Origin of the sequence: Streptomyces sp. TLI_105 (assembly GCF_900105415.1) — a bacterium.
In the GTDB taxonomy this organism is placed as follows: Bacteria; Actinomycetota; Actinomycetes; order Streptomycetales; family Streptomycetaceae; genus Streptomyces.
The window spans coordinates 3,261,357-3,280,388 of the sequence record NZ_FNSM01000001.1 but is presented as its reverse complement, the minus strand read 5'-3'; the positions used below and the strand labels follow the sequence as shown (position 1 = coordinate 3,280,388).

At 73.4% G+C, this 19,032-nt stretch carries 12 protein-coding genes; 9 read left to right on the top strand and 3 right to left on the bottom strand.

Features of this window, described 5'->3' with window-relative positions; all coding sequences use genetic code 11:
- Positions 1–114: 114 nt before the first annotated feature.
- From BLW86_RS14775 to BLW86_RS14755, 5 genes are all read left to right on the top strand, one after another.
- On the top strand, positions 115–2,673 hold the full coding sequence (locus BLW86_RS14775; protein WP_093874490.1) for a serine/threonine-protein kinase: 2,559 nt from the start codon (positions 115–117) through the stop codon (positions 2,671–2,673).
- Between the two features lie 148 nt (positions 2,674–2,821).
- Positions 2,822–5,809, top strand: a complete 2,988-nt coding sequence (locus BLW86_RS14770; RefSeq protein WP_093874489.1) for a protein kinase — start codon at positions 2,822–2,824, stop codon at positions 5,807–5,809.
- A gap of 112 nt (positions 5,810–5,921) precedes the next feature.
- Positions 5,922–7,703: a serine/threonine-protein kinase gene (locus tag BLW86_RS14765; protein ID WP_093874488.1), complete on the top strand. Its 1,782-nt coding sequence runs from the start codon at positions 5,922–5,924 to the stop codon at positions 7,701–7,703.
- 152 nt (positions 7,704–7,855) lie between these two features.
- On the top strand, positions 7,856–9,523 hold the full coding sequence (locus BLW86_RS14760) for a succinic semialdehyde dehydrogenase (RefSeq protein ID WP_093874487.1): 1,668 nt from the start codon (positions 7,856–7,858) through the stop codon (positions 9,521–9,523).
- Positions 9,524–9,577: 54 nt separating this feature from the next.
- On the top strand, positions 9,578–11,404 hold the full coding sequence (locus tag BLW86_RS14755) for a GMC oxidoreductase (protein ID WP_093874486.1): 1,827 nt from the start codon (positions 9,578–9,580) through the stop codon (positions 11,402–11,404).
- 641 nt (positions 11,405–12,045) lie between these two features.
- On the opposite strand, the gene BLW86_RS14750 is transcribed toward BLW86_RS14755, so the two are convergent.
- Positions 12,046–12,336 carry a chorismate mutase gene (locus tag BLW86_RS14750; RefSeq protein ID WP_093874485.1) on the bottom strand — a complete coding sequence of 97 codons (291 nt, stop codon included), beginning with the start codon at positions 12,334–12,336 and terminating at the stop codon, positions 12,046–12,048.
- A 375-nt stretch (positions 12,337–12,711) separates the two neighbouring features.
- On the opposite strand from BLW86_RS14750, the gene guaA reads away from it, so the two are divergent.
- The 4 genes from guaA to BLW86_RS14730 all read left to right on the top strand — a co-directional run bounded on the left by guaA (position 12,712) and on the right by BLW86_RS14730 (position 17,466).
- Positions 12,712–14,304, top strand: a complete 1,593-nt coding sequence (gene guaA, locus BLW86_RS14745; RefSeq protein WP_093874484.1) for a glutamine-hydrolyzing GMP synthase — start codon at positions 12,712–12,714, stop codon at positions 14,302–14,304.
- 182 nt (positions 14,305–14,486) lie between these two features.
- Positions 14,487–15,275 (top strand): class II aldolase/adducin family protein, encoded by a 789-nt coding sequence (locus BLW86_RS14740; RefSeq protein WP_093874483.1) that lies wholly within the window; start codon positions 14,487–14,489, stop codon positions 15,273–15,275.
- Between the two features lie 186 nt (positions 15,276–15,461).
- Positions 15,462–16,694, top strand: coding sequence for a hypothetical protein (locus BLW86_RS14735; RefSeq protein ID WP_371129497.1), 1,233 nt, complete (start codon positions 15,462–15,464; stop codon positions 16,692–16,694).
- Positions 16,695–17,004: 310 nt separating this feature from the next.
- Positions 17,005–17,466: a DoxX family protein gene (locus tag BLW86_RS14730; RefSeq protein WP_093878672.1), complete on the top strand. Its 462-nt coding sequence runs from the start codon at positions 17,005–17,007 to the stop codon at positions 17,464–17,466.
- Here the strand turns inward: BLW86_RS14730 and BLW86_RS14725 are convergent.
- Together BLW86_RS14725 and BLW86_RS14720 are read right to left on the bottom strand one after the other, a co-directional pair.
- A complete protein-coding gene (locus tag BLW86_RS14725; RefSeq protein ID WP_093874481.1) occupies positions 17,376–17,636 on the bottom strand; it encodes a hypothetical protein in 261 nt (86 codons plus the stop codon). The two genes, BLW86_RS14730 and BLW86_RS14725, sit on opposite strands and share 91 nt — an antisense overlap.
- Complete coding sequence (locus BLW86_RS14720) at positions 17,623–18,963, bottom strand: PspC domain-containing protein (protein ID WP_093874480.1); 1,341 nt, start codon at positions 18,961–18,963, stop codon at positions 17,623–17,625. Before BLW86_RS14720 ends, BLW86_RS14725 begins: the two co-directional genes overlap by 14 nt.
- Between the last annotated feature and the right edge of the window lie 69 nt (positions 18,964–19,032).

Sequence of the window (19,032 nt, the reverse complement as noted above, 5' to 3'; positions counted from 1 at the left end):
CGGGGGCGTCACCCGCCCCGAGGTGAGAGACAATGGCCTCTCTTCCAGGGCGGGTTACCGCATCGCGCGGGAAGCGGCAGACGCGGCGCAGATCAGGGATCGCAGAGGGGACGCATGTCGGAGGCGGAGCAGTCGCGGGACAAGGCGAGGGACCCCAGGCGGGACGCCGCCGCGGGGGCCGCGACCGACGGCGACCGAGGAGCGGTTCCGGCCGCGCGCGAGTCGGAGCGAGACACGAAGGACGCGCAGGTCAGACGGGGTGCGCAGGGCCCGGAGGACGGGCGGGAGCCGGGGCGGGACGTCGAGGACGCGAAGTCCGGGGAGGTCGTGGGGACGGCGGGATCCGTGGGGTCCGCGAAGTCCCCGACGGCTGCGGAGTCCGCGCCGGACGTCGAGGTTCCGGAGTCCGTGAAGTCCGAGAAGTCCGTGGAGTTCGGGAAGTCCGCGGCGCCCGCGAAGCCTGCGGAGTCCGCGAAGTCCGTGAAGTCTGCGGAGTCCGTGGAGTCCGTGAAGTCCGCGCCGGACGTGGCGGTCCCGGCGGCCCGGGAGGCCGGGCCGGACGTGAAGGAGCCTCAGGACGCGCCGTCCGCCCGGGCGACGGGTTCGAGCGCGGCGGGTTCGGGTGCGACGGGTTCCGGGGCCGGTGGTGACGACGCCGTCGCGGCCGGGCGGCTGCGCGGCACCGAGCCCTCGACCGGACGTGCCGGTTTCGGGGCCGGCGACGGCGACGGCGAGAGCGACCACCGGACCGGTCCGGCCACCACGCGCGGCGGCGACAAGTTCCGCAAGGCGCCGGTCGGCGAGGGTCGGCTGCTCGCGGGCCGCTACCGGCTCGGCGCGGTCCTCGGGCGCGGCGGCATGGGCACGGTGTGGCGCGCCGTCGACGAGACCCTCGGCCGCACCGTCGCCGTCAAGGAACTCCGCTTCCCCACGAGCATCGACGAGGACGAGAAGCGACGCCTCATCACCCGGACCCTGCGCGAGGCGAAGGCCATCGCCCGGATCCGGAACAACGGCGCCGTGACCGTGTACGACGTCGTCGACGAGGACGACCGTCCGTGGATCGTCATGGAGCTCATCGAGGGCAAGTCGCTCGCGGACGCCGTCCGCGAGGACGGCACGCTCACGCCCCGGCGCGCCGCCGAGGTCGGCCTCGCCATCCTCGACGTGCTGCGTTCGGCGCACCGCGAGGGCATCCTGCACCGCGACGTGAAGCCGTCCAACGTCCTGATCGCCGAGGACGGCCGGGTCGTCCTCACCGACTTCGGCATCGCCCAGGTGGAGGGCGACCCCTCGATCACCTCCACCGGCATGCTCGTCGGCGCCCCCTCGTACATCTCCCCGGAGCGCGCCCGCGGCCACAAGCCCGGCCCGGCCGCCGACATGTGGTCGCTGGGCGGCCTCATCTACGCGGCGGTCGAGGGCAGCCCGCCGTACGACAAGGGCTCCGCCATCGCCACCCTCACGGCCGTGATGACCGAGCCGGTCGACCCGCCGAAGAACGCCGGCCCCGAGCTGGAGCAGGTCATCTACGGCCTGCTGGCCAAGGACCCGGCGCAGCGGCTCGACGACGCCCGCGCCCGGGTCCTGCTGCGGGCCGTCCTCGACGCGCCCGAGCCGGCGCCCGTGGCCTCGCCCGAGGTCACCACCGTCATACCGCTGCCGCCGCGCCCCGAGCAGGCTCCGACGGCTCCGGCGGCCGAGAAGGGTCCCGACGCGGCCGTGGAGCGGATGCGGGGCGCGCTGAAGTCCGTGCGGAACGCGGCGGCCTCCGCGAAGGCCGAGCCGGCCCCGAGGCTCGCGACCGAGCCGCTGCGGGGCGGCGGCAGGCCCGCCCCCGCCCGCGCGCCGCTCACCGACGTCGTGCCGCGCCGCACCCTGGTGATCATCGCCGCGGTCGCCGTCCTCGCCGTGCTCGGGACGATCCTCGCGGTCTCCCTCGGCGGCGGGGGCGACGAGGGCAACCAGGGCAAGGGCGACGGGGGCACCACGGCCTCGGCCGGCGCCACGGCCGGTGGCGGCGCCTCCGGGGGCGCCGGCGGTTCCGGCGGAGCCCAGGGCCAGTCCTCGGGCGGCCCCGGCCAGCAGGGCGGCGTGCAGCCCGGCGACAACGGCAGCACGGGGTCGACGGGCACCGACGGCACGACGGGGTCCACGGGCGGGCAGAAGGGCACCACGCCCTCCGGCAAGCCCGGCGGCGACACGGGCACGCAGCTGCCCGCCGGCTACACCCTCGTCACCAACGGCCCGTTGCACTTCGCGATGGCGATGCCGACGTCCTTCAAGCAGCGCTCGATCCCGGGATACTCGCTCGGCGCGATCTTCAGCGAGAGCGGCGGCTTCCCGCGCGTCCAGGTCGACTACAACGGCAGCCCGAAGGACGACGCGGCGAACGCCTGGGAGCTGGCCCGTTACGGCGTGGCCGCCACCAGCCAGGACTACAAGCACCTCGGCATAAGGCCCGTCTCGTACAAGGGCTACCCGACGGTCGCCGACTGGGAGTTCGAGCGCACGCAGAAGGGCATCCGCGTCCACGTGCTCAACCGGGGCTTCAAGGTGGACGCCACGCACGGCTACTCCATCATGGTCAGCTGCGCGGCGGACGAGTGGAACGGCGCGGCGTGCAAGACGCTGCGGGAGACGGCGTTCGCCACGTTCAGCCCCAAGGACTGACCGGTGCCACGTATCGTGAGGTTCGCGGACCGAACGCAGCCGAACAGAGTCGACAACTGCGCGGTGCCGGACCGGAACTGACGGACTCGCGTGATCCCGAGGGATCCGCGGGTCCACGGGGGACATCGTGCGCGCGTGGGGAGGCGTCGTGGACGACTACGCGGGAAGGGTGCTCGCCGACCGCTACCGCCTGCCGCTGCCACCGGCGGACGCCGACGCGTACGACCCGGTGGAGACGCGCGCCTTCGACACGTACAGCGGGCAGGAGGTCCTGGTCCGCCAGGTGCCGCTGCCGGAGTTCGTCGACGCCGAGGTGCTCGACGGACAGGGCGGTCCCGCCGGCTCCTACGGCGGCACGGGCGCGGCCACCCGCCGACCGGCCGAACCCGTCGTGCGCCGGGCCATCGAGGCCGCCCAGGCCGCCGCGCAGATACCCGACCACCCCCTTCTCGACCAGGTCTTCGACGTCTTCGCTGAGGCCGGCTCGTTGTGGATAGTGAGCGAGCGCGTGGCGGCCAGACCGCTGGCCGCGCTGCTCGCCGAGCGACCCCTCAACCCGTACCGCGCGGCCGAGATAGGCGCCGACCTCCTCACCGCCCTGCGCGCCCTCCACGCCCACGGCTGGGTGCACCGGAACATCACCGCCCGGACCGTGCTCGTCTGCGACGACGGCCGCGTGGTCCTCAGCGGCCTCGCGGTGGGCGCCGCCGAGGAGGCCCTCTGCGGCTACGCGACGGTCCCGGAACCACCGGACGAGTTCGCGCCGCCCCCGACGCCCGAGCACGAGGAACACGAGCCGACGGTGCCGGGACAGGGCGCTTACACGGCTGATCAGTACACCGCCGATCCGTACACCGCCGATCCGTACGCGCCTGAGGAGTACGGGACGGAGGCGTACGAGGCGGAGGGGTACGACTCCGAGGGGTACGGGCTTGAGGAGTACGGCTCCGAGGGGTACGGGACGGAGGAGTACGGCTCCGAGGCGTACTACGGGCTCGAGGAACACGGCTCCGAGGCGTACGAGGTGGAGGTGTACGAGGAGGGCAACGAGGGCGACGAGGGCGAGGAGGACGACGGGTTCGGCGGCGAGCCGTATCCGGACGGCACCGGCACCGGCACCGGTCACGGCCCCGACGGGCCCGCCGCCCCCGACCCCTACGGCGTCGACCCCTACGGGCGGGCCACGCCCCCCGTCGCCGAGACGCGGCCCGCGGTCGCGCCGCCCACCGCCGACGTGCGGGCCGCGCGGGCCGGGGCCATCGCCGCGTACCGCGCCGGTGCGCGAGCCGCCGCCCGCCTCGGCGAGACCGGGGCGCTCCCCGTCCAGCGCCCCGCGCCGCCGGAGTCGCCCGGACCGCCCCCGCCGCCGACGGCGCAGGCGTCCGGCGCGCCCGAACCGCAGTGGTGGGCACGGGTGGCCGACGACGAGGACGACGAGGACGACGGCGACGAGCCGTACGGCGGCGGCCCGCAGGCCGGCCCGCCGCCGCGCGTGATGCTGGCCGGCAGCTGGAGCGACGGCCCGCACGCCTCGCGGGACGGCTCCGGGCCGATCCCGGCCGGTGGCGGCCCCCTGCTGCCCGGTTCGGGCCGTCCGGCCCTGCCCGCCGGGTACACCGCGGCGACCCCGGACCCCGCACCGCTCCCGGCCCCCGTCGGCGCCCGGGACGAAGCGCCGGTCGCGATCCCGGCCCAGGCGCACCGGGGCCCGACCACGCGGCTCGCCGCCGAGCGGGCCCGCCAGACCCGGATCGCGGTCGTCGGCGCGGTGACCGAGCGCTGGGCGCCCGAGCAGGCAGGGCCCGTGCACGAGAACTGGCGCCTCGCCCCGCCGATCGGCCCCGCCACCGACCTGTGGGCGCTCGGCGCGCTCCTCTACCGGGCCGTCCAGGGCCATGCCCCGTACCCCGAGGACAGCGCGACCGAGCTGGTCCAGCTGGTCTGTGCCGAGCCGCCGGCCTTCGCCGAGGAGTGCGGGCCCCTGCGCCCGGTCGTGGAGTCCCTGCTGCGTCAGGACCCCACCGAGCGGCCCGACTTCGAGGAGCTGCGCGGCTGGCTGCGCTCCCTCGTCCGCTCGGCGCCGGAGCCGGACGCCGGGCTCGGAGTCGTACCGCTGCCGTCCTTCGACGAGGCGCGGCTGCCGATCGTGCGCCGGCGCGGCGAGCTGGTTCGCCGGTGGCGCGGGGGAGCGGGGGCGGGCCGTCACCGCCACAAGCGCGGCAAGGACCCGCGCCCCGCGAGCCGGGGCGAGGGCCTGCGGGGCCCCGTGCAGGAGGGCGGGTACGGCCAGGAGCACGGCTCCGCGCGCGTACAGCCCGATTACCGCGACGAGTTCCGTGACGAGTTCCGTGACGAGTTCGACGGAGAGCTCCCGCAGCGCGCCCCCCGCGCGCCCCGGTCCTCCACGCGCCCGTCGTCCTCCCGGACCTCGGGTTCTCCGCGCTCCCTGGGCCGTACGCTCCTGATCCTCGTCTTCCTGCTGCTCGTGGGAGCCGTCGCGTACGCCGTCCTGTTCATGCCGGGGAAGGACGAGCGGACCGCCGCGCCCACCACGCCCGCGACCGCGACGGGCCCGGCGTCCGGCCCGTCCGCGACCACGGAGCCGCCCGCCGAACCGACCGCGAAGCCGACCACGAAACCGGCCACCACCCCGCCCCCGGCGGGCCCTTCGGCCCTCGCGCTCGCCGCCGGGTACGACCTGCGCCAGGACCCGGAGGGCTTCCGGATCGGGGTCCCGAAGGGGTGGCGGCGCAGCCCGATCAACGACGCCGGACAAGTGCGCTACACCGGGGGCGACTTCACGCTGATCGTCGTTCCCGGCCGGGACAGCGTCCGGGACAACGGCGCGGACCCGCTGGAGTACCAGAACGCCAAGGAGCGCGAGCTGGAGCCGTACCGCTCGACCAGCTGGTCACGGGTGGAGAAGACGCGCCGGGTGGACATCGGCCGGACGCCGACGGCCGAGGGGTACTACACCTGGCCGGACAGCACGGGCCGCGAGGTGTTCGTGCGCAACCTCGCCCTGATCGACGGCGGTCGGTACCACGTCGTCCAGGTCATCGGACCGGAGAGCGAGCGCGACAAGGTGTCCGAGATCTACGAGCAGGCCACGAAGGCGTTCCGCCCGGGACGGTGACGCGCGTGTCCCACCGCCCCCCGGTCACAGTGCTGTTCCTATGACCGCCCCGAGGTTCCGCCGCCCGCACCCCCCTCCGTAACCTGGCTTCAGAAGGAACGGGCGGGGGCAAGTGGAACATTCTCAGAGCACAGGGGCGGGGCTGCTGCTCGCCGGTCGCTACCGGCTGGGCGAGTCCATCGGGCGCGGCGGCATGGGCAAGGTCTGGCGCGCCCACGACGAGGTGCTGCACCGCGTGGTGGCGGTGAAGGAGCTGACGGCGGGTCGTTTCGTGGCCGAGGCCGACCGGCTCGTGCTGCACGCCCGTACGCAGAAGGAGGCGCGGGCCGCCGCGCGGATCACGCACCCGGGCGTGGTGACCGTCCACGACGTCCTGGAGCACGACAACCGGCCGTGGATCGTGATGCAGTACGTCGACGGGCCCTCGCTCGCCGACGCCGCCAAGGAGGCCGGCACGATCGAGCCCCGCGAGGCGGCCAGGATCGGGCTGCACGTCGTCGGCGCGCTGCGCGCCGCGCACGCGGCCGGGGTGCTGCACCGGGACGTCAAGCCGGGCAACGTGCTGCTCGCGCGGGACGGGCGCGTCCTCATCACCGACTTCGGGATCGCGGCGATCGAGGGGGACTCGACGATCACGCGGACCGGCGAGATCGTCGGCTCCATCGACTACCTGGCGCCCGAGCGGGTGCAGGGCGGCGACCCGGGTCCCGCCTCCGACCTCTGGTCCCTGGGCGCCACGCTGTACACGGCGGTGGAGGGCACCTCGCCGTTCCGCCGCACCTCCCCGATCAGCACCATGCAGGCCGTGGTGACCGAGGAGCCGCCGCACCCGGCGAAGGCGGGGCCGCTGGCCTCCGTCATCGTGGCCCTGCTGCGCAAGGACCCGGCGCAGCGGCCGCGCGCGGACGAGGCCGAGCGGATGCTGCTCGACGCGATGGAGGGACGCGCGCCGACGGCGGCGCAGGCGTACGTGCCGACCCAGCGCGTGGCCAGGGAGGACCTGGACTCGGCGGCGAGCGCGCACGGCCCGGGCGGCGACGCGCGTAGCGCGGACGCCATGGGCGGAGGTGCGGGCAGGGGTACGGGCACCGGTACGGAGAGCCTGACGCCCGGCGAGCCGCGGAAGGCCACCGCGCAGTGGCCCCACCCGCCTCACCAGAACAACCAGCCCCACCCGTCGCACCAGTCCAACCAGTCCCCTCTGGCTCACCAGCCCCAGCCGTCACACGTACCCCCACAGCACCCCACGGTCGTCCCCGCCTCCCCGTCCGCCTCCGGCCGTGGCCGCTGGCGCACCGCCGTGCTCGCGGCGCTGCTCGCCGGGGTCGTCGCGGGCGGTGCCGTCTTCGCCGCCATGAACTACGCGGGCGGCGACCACGACGGCGGGGACGGCGGACGTACGACGGCGACCTCCCCCGCCGGCAAGGGCTCGGACGACGGCATCCCGGCTGGCTGGCACCGCGTCAAGGACCCGGAGGGCTTCAGCCTCCTCGTACCGGACGGCTGGAAGCGGCAGACGGAGGGCGACCAGATCGACTACACCCCGGACAACGGCCGCCACCGCATCCGCATCAGCATCGACCGCAGCCCCGACTTCGAGAACCCGTACATGCACGCCCTCGACCTGGAGGTCCTCCTCCAGAAGCGCATGGACTACAACCGGATCAAGCTCGACCAGGTCACCTACCGCGACCAGGTCCGCTCCTGTCTGTGGGAGTTCACCTGGACCGAGAAGAAGAACTTCCCGGGGCCGCGGCACGCGATCGACCAGATGTACTACGAGGACGACGGCACCGAGTACGCCATCTACATGTCCTCGCCGGAGTCGAGCTGGGAGACCACCCGGGAGCAGTTCGACATCGTCGTCCAGCACTGGCGCGCGCCGGGGGACTGAGGGGCGGAAAAATCTCCACGGGCGGCCTCCGGGGGCCGTAAGCCCCTGATCAGGACTTACGTGCCAGTGATCGCTGGCGCGATGTGTGTGGACGGTGAAAACGCGTTACCGACGGGTACCCAAAGGTCGGAACGCGGCCTACGCTCGGCCCCATGACGGACTCGCAGGCCCCCGCCGCCCTCACGGTTCCCGCCGACACCGCCGCCGAGGCGGCCCGCCCGGCCGCGCCCGCCGGCGCGACCAACCCGGTCGCGCCCGCGCCCGCCGGCGCGCGGACCGCCGCCGACGTCGTGACGCCCGAGCTGGTCGCCCGGCTCACGCGCGGAGTCGTCGGCTCCGGCCGGACCGCCAACCACACCCCCTTCACCGGGGAGAAGCTGGCGGACCTGCCCGAGTCCACCCCCGAGGACGTCGCCGAGGCCTTCACGCGCGCGCGTGCCGCCCAGCCCGCCTGGGCCGCCACCCCGGTCAGGACCCGCGCCGCCGTCCTCCTGCGCTTCCACGACCTCGTCCTCCAGCGGCAGGCCGAGGTCCTCGACCTCATCCAGCTGGAGACGGGCAAGGCCCGCCTGCACGCCCACGAGGAGGTGCAGGCGGTCGCCGTCGCCGCCCGCCACTACGGCCGCAAGGCCGCCTCGTACCTGCGCGCCAAGCGCCACACCGGCGTCGTGCCGACCCTCACCAAGGTCACCGAACTGCGCCAGCCGCGCGGGGTCGTCGGCCAGATCGCCCCCTGGAACTACCCCCTGGAGCTCTCCGTCGGCGACGCGCTCCCCGCCTTCGTCTCGGGCAACGCCGTCGTCATGAAGCCCGACACGGAGACCGCGCTCACCGCGCTCTGGGCCCGTGACCTGCTCATCGAGGCCGGACTGCCCGCCGAGGTCTTCCAGGTCGTCCTCGGCGAGGGCCCGGTCGTCGGCCCCGAGGTCGTCGCCCACGCCGACTACGTCTCCTTCACCGGCTCCACCCGCACCGGCCGCGAGGTCGCCCGGGGCGCGGCCGACCGGCTCGTCGGCGTCTCGCTCGAACTCGGCGGCAAGAACGCGATGCTCGTCCTCGAGGACGCCGACATCGAGAAGGCCGCCGCCGGGGCCGTCCGCGCCTGCTTCTCCTCCGCCGGACAGCTCTGCATCTCCATCGAGCGGCTGTACGTGCACGAGTCGATCGCCGACGCCTTCCTCGACCGCTTCGCCACCCGCACCAAGGCCATGCGCCTCGGCAACTCCCTCGCGTACGGGGCGGACATGGGCTCCCTCGTCGGCGAGCGGCAGCTGGAGACCGTCACGAAGCACGTGGAGGAGGCCGTCGCCAAGGGCGCCACGCTCGTCGCCGGCGGCGTCGCCCGCCCCGACATCGGCCCCCTCTTCTACGAGCCGACCATCCTCGACGGCGTCGAGGCCCCGATGGCCGTCTGCGGCGAGGAGACCTTCGGCCCGGTCGTCTCCGTCTACCGCTTCACGGACGAGGACGAGGTCGTCGAGCTCGCCAACGCCACCCCGTACGGCCTCAACTCCTCCGTCTGGACGAAGGACTCGCGTCGCGGCCACGCCGTCGCGGCCCGGCTGCGCACCGGCACCGTCAACATCAACGAGGGGTACGCCCCGGCCTACGGCAGCGTGCAGTCCCCGATGGGCGGCATGAAGGACTCCGGGCTCGGCCGCCGCCACGGCTCCGAGGGCATCCTCAAGTACACCGAGGCGCAGACCGTCGCCCAGCAGCGGCTGATCCCGCTCGCGCCCTCCTTCGGGATGGACGACGAGAAGTACGCCGCGTTCATGAGCGTGTCCCTGAAGGCGATGAAGGCCCTGCGCCTGCGCTGACGCCTGACGCCTGACGCCCTGTCCTTTTCACACCCTTTCCGTACGAGGAGAGCCATGGCCGCGGTACCCCCTACCCAAAATCAGGAACTCGCGGACGACCCCGCCTACGACTACGACGTCCTGGTCGTCGGCTCCGGCTTCGGCGGTTCGGTCACCGCCCTCCGCCTCACCGAGAAGGGCTACCGGGTCGGCGTCCTGGAGGCCGGGCGCCGCTTCACCCGCGCGACCCTGCCCAAGAACTCCTGGGACCTGAAGAACTTCCTGTGGGCCCCCGCCCTCGGCCTCTACGGCCTCCAGCGCATCCACCTGCTCGGCAACGTCATGGTGCTCGCGGGCGCCGGCGTCGGCGGCGGCTCCCTCAACTACGCCAACACCCTCTACGTACCGCCCAAGCCCTTCTTCGACGACCCGCAGTGGAAGGACATCACGGACTGGCAGGACGAGCTGCGGCCGTACTACGACCAGGCGAAGCGAATGCTCGGTGTCCGCCTCAACCCGACGATGACCCCCTCCGACGTCCACCTGAAGTCCGCCGCCCAGGCCATGGGCATCGGCGACACCTTCCACATGGCCCCCGTCGGCGTCTTCTTCGGAGACGGACAAGACGCCGTCGGCGGGGATGGGGTCGGAACGGCGAGGGCGGAGCCCGGCGGCGAGGTCGCCGACCCCTACTTCGGCGGCGCGGGCCCGGCCCGGCGCGCCTGCACCGAGTGCGGCGAGTGCATGACCGGCTGCCGCCACGGCGCCAAGAACACCCTCAACGAGAACTACCTGTACCTCGCCGAGAAGGCGGGCGCCACCGTCCACCCCATGACCACGGTCGTCACCGTCACCGAGGACTCACGGGGCGGCTTCGCGGTGAAGACCCTGCCCACCGACGACCGCAGGAAGGGCAGGGGCCGGACCTTCACCGCCCAGCGGGTGGTCATCGCGGCCGGCACGTACGGCACGCAGACCCTGCTGCACCGGATGAAGGACAGCGGACTGCTGCCCCGCATCTCGAACCGGCTCGGCGAGCTCACCCGCACCAACTCCGAGGGACTGGTCGGCGCCCAGACCACCGACCGCCGCTACCGCAAGCGGCACGGCAAGGAGAAGGCCGACTTCACCAGGGGCGTCGCCATCACGTCGTCCGTCCACCCGGACGAGAACACCCACATCGAGCCGGTCCGGTACGGCAAGGGCTCCAACTCGATGGGCAGCCTGACCGTCCTCCAGGTGCCCTACAGCGCGCACCGGGTGCGCGCCTGGTTCCTCAACCTCCTCAAGCACCCGACGCTCGCCGTCCGCTCGCTCTCCAACCGGCACTGGTCCGAGCGGACCATCATCGGCCTGGTCATGCAGTCCCTCGACAACTCCCTCACGACCTACCGCAAGCCCGGCGGCCTCGGAAAGGGCCTGCTCACGGCCCGCCAGGGACACGGCGCTCCGAACCCGGTCCAGATCCCGGAGGCCACCCAGGCCGCCACCCTCCTCGCCGAGGAGATCAACGGCTTCGCCGGGTCCAACGTCGGCGAGCTGATGGGCACCCCGCTCACCGCGCACTTCCTGGGCGGCTGCCCGATCGGCGCCGACGGCGCGACCGGCGTCATCGACCCGTACCACCGGCTCTTCGGCCACCCGGGGATCTCCGTCGTCGACGGCGCGGCCGTCTCCGCCAACCTCGGCGTCAACCCGTCCCTGACGATCACGGCCCAGGCGGAGCGCGCCATGTCCTTCTGGCCGAACAAGGGCGAGGAGGACCCGCGCCCGCGGCAGGGCGAGGCGTACGTACGGATCTCGGCGGTCGAGCCGAAGTCCCCCGCCGTCCCGTCCGAGGCCTTCGGCGCCCTGCGGCTGCCGTTCCTGGGGATCCCGGCGGTCCCGCCGAAGAAGGACTGAACGCCACCGGTGCACAGAAAGGGCGCTGCACCCCCCTCCGAGTGCAGCGCCCTTCCGGCTTTTGGTGTTGCTGCATAGATGACCTTCGACCCCTGCCATTGGTTGTAGCGGTTGCACAGGATCTTTGTGTGACGCGCGTCACTTCCCGTGGCGGGGTGTGGCGCCGGGTACGAAGAAGGGCCCCGCGCTCGCGATTCCGGTCGCGGCGCGGGGCCCTCGGGGTCGGCACCGGCGTCAGGGCAGCTGCGGTGCCGAGCGGGGCGGCGCCGGGGGGTTGCGCCGCGGGGGGAGGGGATCGGGGATGGCGGGATCGGGGATCAGGGGGACGGGGAGGATCGGGAGATCGGCCGGTTGCGGCCGGCCCCGGGCGTCCCCGGGACCGACCGCCCTTTCTGGGTGACCGGGCTGCTGTCCCCTGCTGTCCGGTCACGTGCGCTGGTGCGAGGTCCCACGACGTACCCGAGAGGTACGCCACACGCCCCAGCGAAGCCACGCGTGGTTTCTTTCGGGCCCGCCCCTGGCTGGCACGGACAACCGGACCAACGAAGCCCGACCGGAGCCGGTCACGCGCCGTACGGGTGAGAGCCGTACCGAACTCGGGTACGGGCACGCACCCGGATGCGTTCCGGGGGCCGTGTCCCTCAGATGCGGCCCCGGCACAGCTCCAGCATCGTCATCGCCAGCGCCGTGCCCGGCTTGCCCAGCGCGTCCCTGTAGTGGCCGAGGACCTCCATCTCGCGGGCCAGGTTCACCCGGCGGCCGCCCGAGGAGATCCGGGCCTCCTGGATGACGGTCGAGATGGCCATCCGCTCCTGGATGAGGCCGATGATCCGGTCGTCGAGGGCGTCGATGCGCTCGCGGGCGTCGCCGATCAGCGTCGCCGCCTCGTCGGTGCGGGCGCCGGTCTGCTCGGTGATGGTCTTCGTGGTCACGGCGGGGGCTCCTCGTGGTGTCGGGTCCGGAGCCCCGGGGCGACATCGCCCGGAGACAAGCAGAACGCCCCGGGCCTTGTCGGCCCGGGGCGCCTGGGAAGTCGCTTGTCAGTAGCTCAAGCAGCACGACCATGGCAGCCGGTGGGCCGGTTGCCATAGGTAAAGACGAAGGTCGGGTGCTTGCGCATGGCGACAGTATGGCCCCCTTCGTGCACCCCGTCACAACCCGGGTTCGGATGGTGAGACGAAAAGATTCACCGGCGCGCCGGTAGAATCGACAAATAGCCCCCCTTTCGAGGGAACCCTCAGGACCGCTCCGGACCCCTCGGGAAACCTCACCAGGGAAACCTCTCCTACCGCCGGAAGGCCGCCGTAGTGTCATCAGCGACTCCCGCTGCCGCGCCCGACGTCTCCAACCCGGACGTAGTCCTCGTTGTCGACTTCGGCGCCCAGTACGCCCAGCTCATCGCCCGTCGCGTCCGTGAGGCGCGGGTCTACAGCGAGATCGTCCCGTCCACCATGCCGGTGGCCGAGATGCTGGCCAAGAAGCCGAAGGCGATCATCCTCTCCGGCGGCCCGTCCTCCGTGTACGCCGAGGGCGCCCCCCGCCTCGACCGCGAGCTCTTCGAGGCGGGCGTCCCCGTCTTCGGCATGTGCTACGGCTTCCAGCTGATGGCGACGACCCTCGGTGGCACCGTCGACAACACCGGCGCCCGCGAGTACGGCCGGACCCCGCTGCACGTCTCCAAGGCCGGCTCCACCCTCTTCGAGGGCACCCCGGTCGAGCAGTCCGTGTGGATGTCGCACGGCGACGCCTGCTCCGCCGCCCCCGAGGGCTTCACCGTCACCGCCTCCACGGACGTCGTGCCGGTCGCCGCCTTCGAGAACGACGAGAAGAAGCTGTACGGCGTCCAGTACCACCCCGAGGTGCTGCACTCCACGCACGGCCAGCAGATCCTCGAGCACTTCCTCTACCGCGGCGCCGGCATCGAGCCCAGCTGGACCACGGGCAACGTGATCGAGGAGCAGGTCGCGGCCATCCGCGCCCAGGTCGGCACCAAGCGCGCCATCTGCGGTCTCTCCGGCGGCGTCGACTCCGCCGTGGCCGCCGCGCTCGTGCAGAAGGCCATCGGCTCGCAGCTCACCTGCGTCTACGTCGACCACGGTCTGATGCGCAAGGGCGAGACCGAGCAGGTCGAGAAGGACTTCGTGGCCGCCACCGGCGCCAACCTGAAGGTCGTCGACGCGCAGGAGCGCTTCCTCGACGCGCTCGCCGGCGTCTCCGACCCGGAGACCAAGCGGAAGATCATCGGCCGCGAGTTCATCCGCGTCTTCGAGCAGGCCCAGCTGGAGATCCTCCAGGAGGAGGGCCCCGAGGTCGCCTTCCTCGTCCAGGGCACGCTCTACCCGGACATCGTCGAGTCCGGCGGCGGCACCGGCACGGCCAACATCAAGTCCCACCACAACGTGGGCGGCCTCCCCGACGACATCGAGTTCGAGCTCGTCGAGCCGCTGCGCCAGCTGTTCAAGGACGAGGTCCGGATGGTCGGCCAGGAGCTCGGCCTGCCCGAGGAGATCGTCCAGCGCCAGCCGTTCCCCGGCCCCGGCCTCGGCATCCGCATCGTCGGCGAGGTCACCAAGGAGCGCCTGGACCTGCTGCGCGAGGCCGACGCCATCGCCCGCGAGGAGCTCACCGCGGCCGGCCTCGACCGCGACATCTGGCAGTGCCCGGTCGTCCTCCTCGCGGACGTCCGCTCCGTGGGCGTCCAGGGCGACGGCCGCACCTACGGTCACCCGATCGTGCTGCGTCCCGTCTCCTCCGAGGACGCCATGACGGCCGACTGGTCGCGCCTGCCCTACGAGGTGCTCGCCAAGATCTCGACCCGCATCACCAACGAGGTCGCCGACGTGAACCGTGTCGTCCTCGACGTCACGAGCAAGCCGCCGGGCACCATCGAGTGGGAGTAAGCCCTCCCGCACGCGCACGAGGCCGCCGTCCCCGCACCCCGGGGCGGCGGCCTCGCCGCTTCCCGGCCGGGATGTCCGTCCGGACTCAGGCGGGGTGCGGGGTGTGGGATGCGGGGTGCGGGATGGGGGGATGTCCGTCCGGACCCTGGTGACTTGACCGGCCGGGCGTTACCTTCCGGCGCATGAGCGTGATACCGGACCCCGTCCCCGTCGAACGGCTCCACTTCGCCCTGCCGCCCGTCCACGCGACGGCCGAGGAGGAACGCACCCACCGCAAGCAGCGGCTCGTCGGCGCGCTCCGGATCTTCGGGCGGCTCGGGTACGAGGAGGGCGTCTCGGGCCACATCACCGCCCGCGACCCGGAGCACCCCGACTGCTTCTGGGTGAACCCCTTCGGAGCCCCCTTCGAGGAGCTCACCGCGAGCGACCTCATCCTGGTCAACGGCGACGGACAGGTCGTCCGGGGCGGCCACCACGTCAACCAGGCCGCCTTCACCGTCCACGCCCAGGTCCACCGCGCCCGGCCCGACGCCGTCGCCGTCGCCCACACCCACTCCGTCCACGGCCGGGCCCTCGCCGCGCTCGGCGAACTCCTCGACCCGATCACCCAGGAGGCCTGCGCCTTCTACCAGGACCACGCCCTCTACGACGCCTACACCGGCGTCACCGTGGACGCCGAGGAAGGCCGCCGGATCGCCGTCGCCCTCGGCACCTTCAAGGCGATCGTGCTCCGCAACCACGGCCTGCTCACCGTCGGCACCTCCGTCGACGCGGCCGCCTGGTGGTTCATCGCCCTCGAACGCTGCGCCCAGGTGCAGCTCACCGCGCGGGCGGCCGGCAAGCCGGTGCTCATCGACCACCGCGAGGCGGTCGCCACCCGGGAACAGCTCGGCAGCGACCTCGTCGCCTGGATCAACTACCAGCCCCTGTGGCGCAGGATCAGCCGAACGGACCCCGAACTCCTGTCGTAACACCATCGCTTCACCCTTCTGTACGTCAATGAGATGGCGCGGCAATCACTCTCCGGCGGGGCGCACGCGGCGGGCGCGAGAGCCGCCGGTACGGCACAATTCCGTGGAATCAACGGTTGGTTGGCCCTTCGGGGCGCTCCGGTACGCATCCACGCGGGCCGTGAAGTGAGCTCGGGAGTGAGCACCGTGGCGGTTCAAGAGGCGAGACAGTACGGCGAGCACGCGACGGCCTGCGCCGGCTGCGCCCACTGCGGGCAGGCCGGGCACCGGCGCGCCGTCGCCGCCTTCCTGGCCCGGCGCGACGAGCTCGCCGCCGGACACGGCGTCCCCGCGGCCGTCGCCCACTCGCCGGTCGCCGCCCGCCAGTGGGTATCCGACGAGCTCGCCCAGTCCGCCCGCGCGGTGGCCGTGCGCGGCCGGGAAGCCGGGCTCGCCTGGCTCGACCGCGTACGCCGCGGCGGTCTCGGCGCTGTCTGGGGCGCCGTCCTCGCCCTTCTCCTCGGCCAGGCCCTCACCGCCATCGGCGGCGGCTGGACCGGCGCCCGCACGGCCGGCCTCTGCACCGCCCTGGTCCTCGCCGTCCTCCTCAGCGCCGCCGCCCACGTCCACCGCGCCCGGGGCGGTCTTCTCGCCCCGCTGATCGGCGAGGACAACCGGCTCTCCACCACCCGCGCCGTCGCCGCCGGCTGGCTGCTGTTCCTCGGCTTCACCCTCCTCTTCCTGGCCTTCCGGTCGCCCGGCGCGACCGCCTTCGGCCTGGCCCGGGGCGCCGGCCTGCTGACCGTCCTCGCCCTCGTCGCCTCCGTCACCGTCACCGCCCGTCTCGTCGTCGCACGGGGGATCGCGGCCGGCCGCCTCCAGAAGGTGCGGGCCGACCGTCCGCGCGCCGCCGACCTGGTCTGCGACGACAGCGGCCGGGCCGCCCTCGCCGACGTGCAGTACCTCCTCGTCTCCGGCGCCGTCCTCGCCCTGGCCGCCGTCGGTCTGGTCCGCGACCCCGACCGGCTGCCCGAGGTGCCCTGGTCCCTCGTGCTGTTCGTCGGCGTCTCGGCGGCCTGGCACCTCGCCGCGAAGGTCACCGAGGGCGTCCGCCCCACGATCCACTCCGTGGTCCGGTCCCGGGAGGCGGGCGACCTCGACGCCCCGATCCGCACGGGCGACGACATCGAGATCCGCGGCTGCGGCTTCGTCCCGCCCGGCGCCGGTGCCCCCGACCCGCTGACCCGTCTGGTCGTCCGCATCGGCCCCGTCCACGCCCACGTGCCGCTGGTCCCGGTCCCGGGCGGCTTCGCCAACCCCACCGACGCGACCCTGACCGTCCCCCTCCCGGCGGACGTGGAACCGGGCCGGGTGGAGGTCTCGGTCGTCACGGCGGCCGGCGTGGAGACCAACCGGGTCACGATCGACGTCATGGACTGAGCGTCCGGGCCCCCTTCCCGTGTCTCCGGCGCCGGGTGCGAGGAGAATCGTTCCGCGAACAGTCGTCCGGGGCGTGGAGAGGTGACCGACGATGACGGGACAGACGGACCGACCACACGACACGGGCGACGACCCGAGCCGGACCGGAGGCACCGGTGCCTCGGGCGGGACCGGCGGTACGGGCAGCCCGACCGGGGCCGGCCGCACCGGCGGCGCGGACGGGCCCGGCACCGGCGACCTGGGCGGGATCGGCACCGGCGGCCCGGGCGGGACCGGTGGGCGTTTCGCCGAGGGGAAGACCACCTTCGACCTGTGGAAGGCGACCGCCTCCCGCTACGCCCTCCTTCCGCTGAGGATCTTCCTCGGGGTCACCTTCATCTACGCCGGACTCGACAAGCTCACCGACTCCGCCTTCTTCGCCGACACGGGCAGCGGCTCCATCGGCGAGATGATGCGCGGTGTCCGCGATAGCTCCGCGATCCCCGCCCTCGTCGACCTCGCCCTCAAGAACCCGGCCGGCTTCGGCTACGCCATCGCCTTCGGCGAGCTCGCCGTCGGGCTCGGGACCCTCTTCGGTCTCTTCGCCCGACTGGCGGCGCTCGGCGGCGCGCTGATCTCGCTGAGCCTCTGGCTGACCGTGAGCTGGCAGGTGCACCCGTACTACCTCGGCAACGACCTGGCCTATCTGATGTCCTGGCTCCCGCTGCTGCTGGCCGGGGCCCCGGTGCTCTCGCTGGACCGGCTCCTCGCCGAACGACGCCGTATTCGATAGGCGACCCAGGTCGCGAGGGCGGCGATGCCGAGGCCGCCGCAGAGCACGGGGATCACCGCGTACCACGGGGTCGCCCAGGCGTCGGCGGCGTCGCCCGCGTAGGCCGCGGCCAGGGCGAGGGCGGTCAGGCCGACCAGCAGCCGGCCGGGGCGGAACTCATGAAGCAGCACGGGTGACCTCCACCTGTCCGAGTCCGACCTCCAGCGAGAGGTCCAGGGTGCCCGCCGGGGTGGTCCCGGCCGGCGGGGTGAGCGTCCGGGTCACGTCGCGGTCCGGCGCGATGTCGATGTCGCCGGCGGGCGCGCCCGGCAGCTGCAGATCGCCCAGGCCCACCTGGGCGTGCAGCTTCACCACCGCGCTCTTCGGGACGATCACCTCGACCCGTCCGGCGCCCACCCCGACGCGTGTCGCCGCCGTCGTGCCGGCCGGGAGCGGGAGCCGGGACAGGTCGAGCGTGCCGACCCCGGTGCCCAGCTCGTAGTCCGGCCGCACGTCGGCGACCGAGGCGGGCCGCCAGGTCTCGCGGACCCAGTCCGTGGTGATGCGCTCGGGCAGCGCCGACACCAGGGCCAGCAGACCCGCCGTGATCACGGTCAGGAAGACGGTGCCGAAGCCGGTCCGTCCGATGAGGCTGCTGACGACGAGGCCCAGGCCGAACACCGCGAGCGCGGCCGCCAGACCGATCTGCAGGCTGGTGCCCAGCGGGTGGGTGTCCCACGTCAGACCCGTGCCGAGACCGCCCGCGATCAGGGCGAGCAGGAAGACGAGCCCCCCTATGGAGAGCGGGCTCCGGCGCACGGAGGGCGCCGGACGCCCGGGCGCCGCCGGGTCGGGGCCCCACTGACTGCCCGGCTTCGGCACCTCGCCGTTCACCCGGCCGTCCTCGTCCAGGATTCCGTGCGGGCCCCACAGATAGCCGACGGCGATCTTGCCCGTCGAGCCGTCCTTGACGATCGGGTCCTTCCACCAGGAGGGGAACTCGGCGAGCGGCGGCGCCTTGGTCTCGGGCGGCGCCTCGGCGACCGTGAGGACGGCCGTCGCGTCCGCCCTGCCCTCGGTCTCACCGCCGACCCGCCGCCGCTGCGACCAGACCGCCGCCCCGCACACCGCGAGCGACAGCGTGAGCGTGAAGCCCAGCATCTCCCCGCTGTGCAGGGTCGAAAGGAAGATCCCGCAGCCGATCAGCGCCATCAGCAGGGCCGCCAGGGAGGCCCCGGACACCCGGCCCGTCAGCAGTCCGCGCCCTTCGCTCTCCTCCTCGCCCACGAGCGGGATCAGCAGCCACGCGAAGCCGTAGAACACCAGCCCCAGGCCGCCCGTCACCGACAGCACGCCGATCACCACCCGGAATATCACCGGGTCCAGGTCGAAGCGCCGCCCGAGACCTCCGCAGACGCCGCCCACGACGTTGCTTCCGCGCGAGCGCCGGAGCGGCGGGGCGGGATCGGCCTCCGCCGGGGGCGGGGCCTCGTGCTGCGAAGGCATCGAACTCGTCATGCCTCCATGGTGACGGCCCGTGACGTCCCGCGGCACCGGGGCCGACCCTGGCCCGACCCTGATATTCAC

What these genes read in the sequence shown, in the direction of transcription:
- BLW86_RS14775 (WP_093874490.1), top strand. Translation starts at nt 115, where the DNA reads ATGTCGGAGGCGGAGCAGTCGCGGGACAAGGCGAGGGACCCCAGGCGG.
- BLW86_RS14760 (WP_093874487.1), top strand. Translation starts at nt 7,856, where the DNA reads ATGACGGACTCGCAGGCCCCCGCCGCCCTCACGGTTCCCGCCGACACC.
- BLW86_RS14755 (WP_093874486.1), top strand. Translation starts at nt 9,578, where the DNA reads ATGGCCGCGGTACCCCCTACCCAAAATCAGGAACTCGCGGACGACCCC.
- BLW86_RS14740 (WP_093874483.1), top strand. Translation starts at nt 14,487, where the DNA reads ATGAGCGTGATACCGGACCCCGTCCCCGTCGAACGGCTCCACTTCGCC.
- BLW86_RS14720 (WP_093874480.1), bottom strand. Translation starts at nt 18,963, where the DNA reads ATGACGAGTTCGATGCCTTCGCAGCACGAGGCCCCGCCCCCGGCGGAG.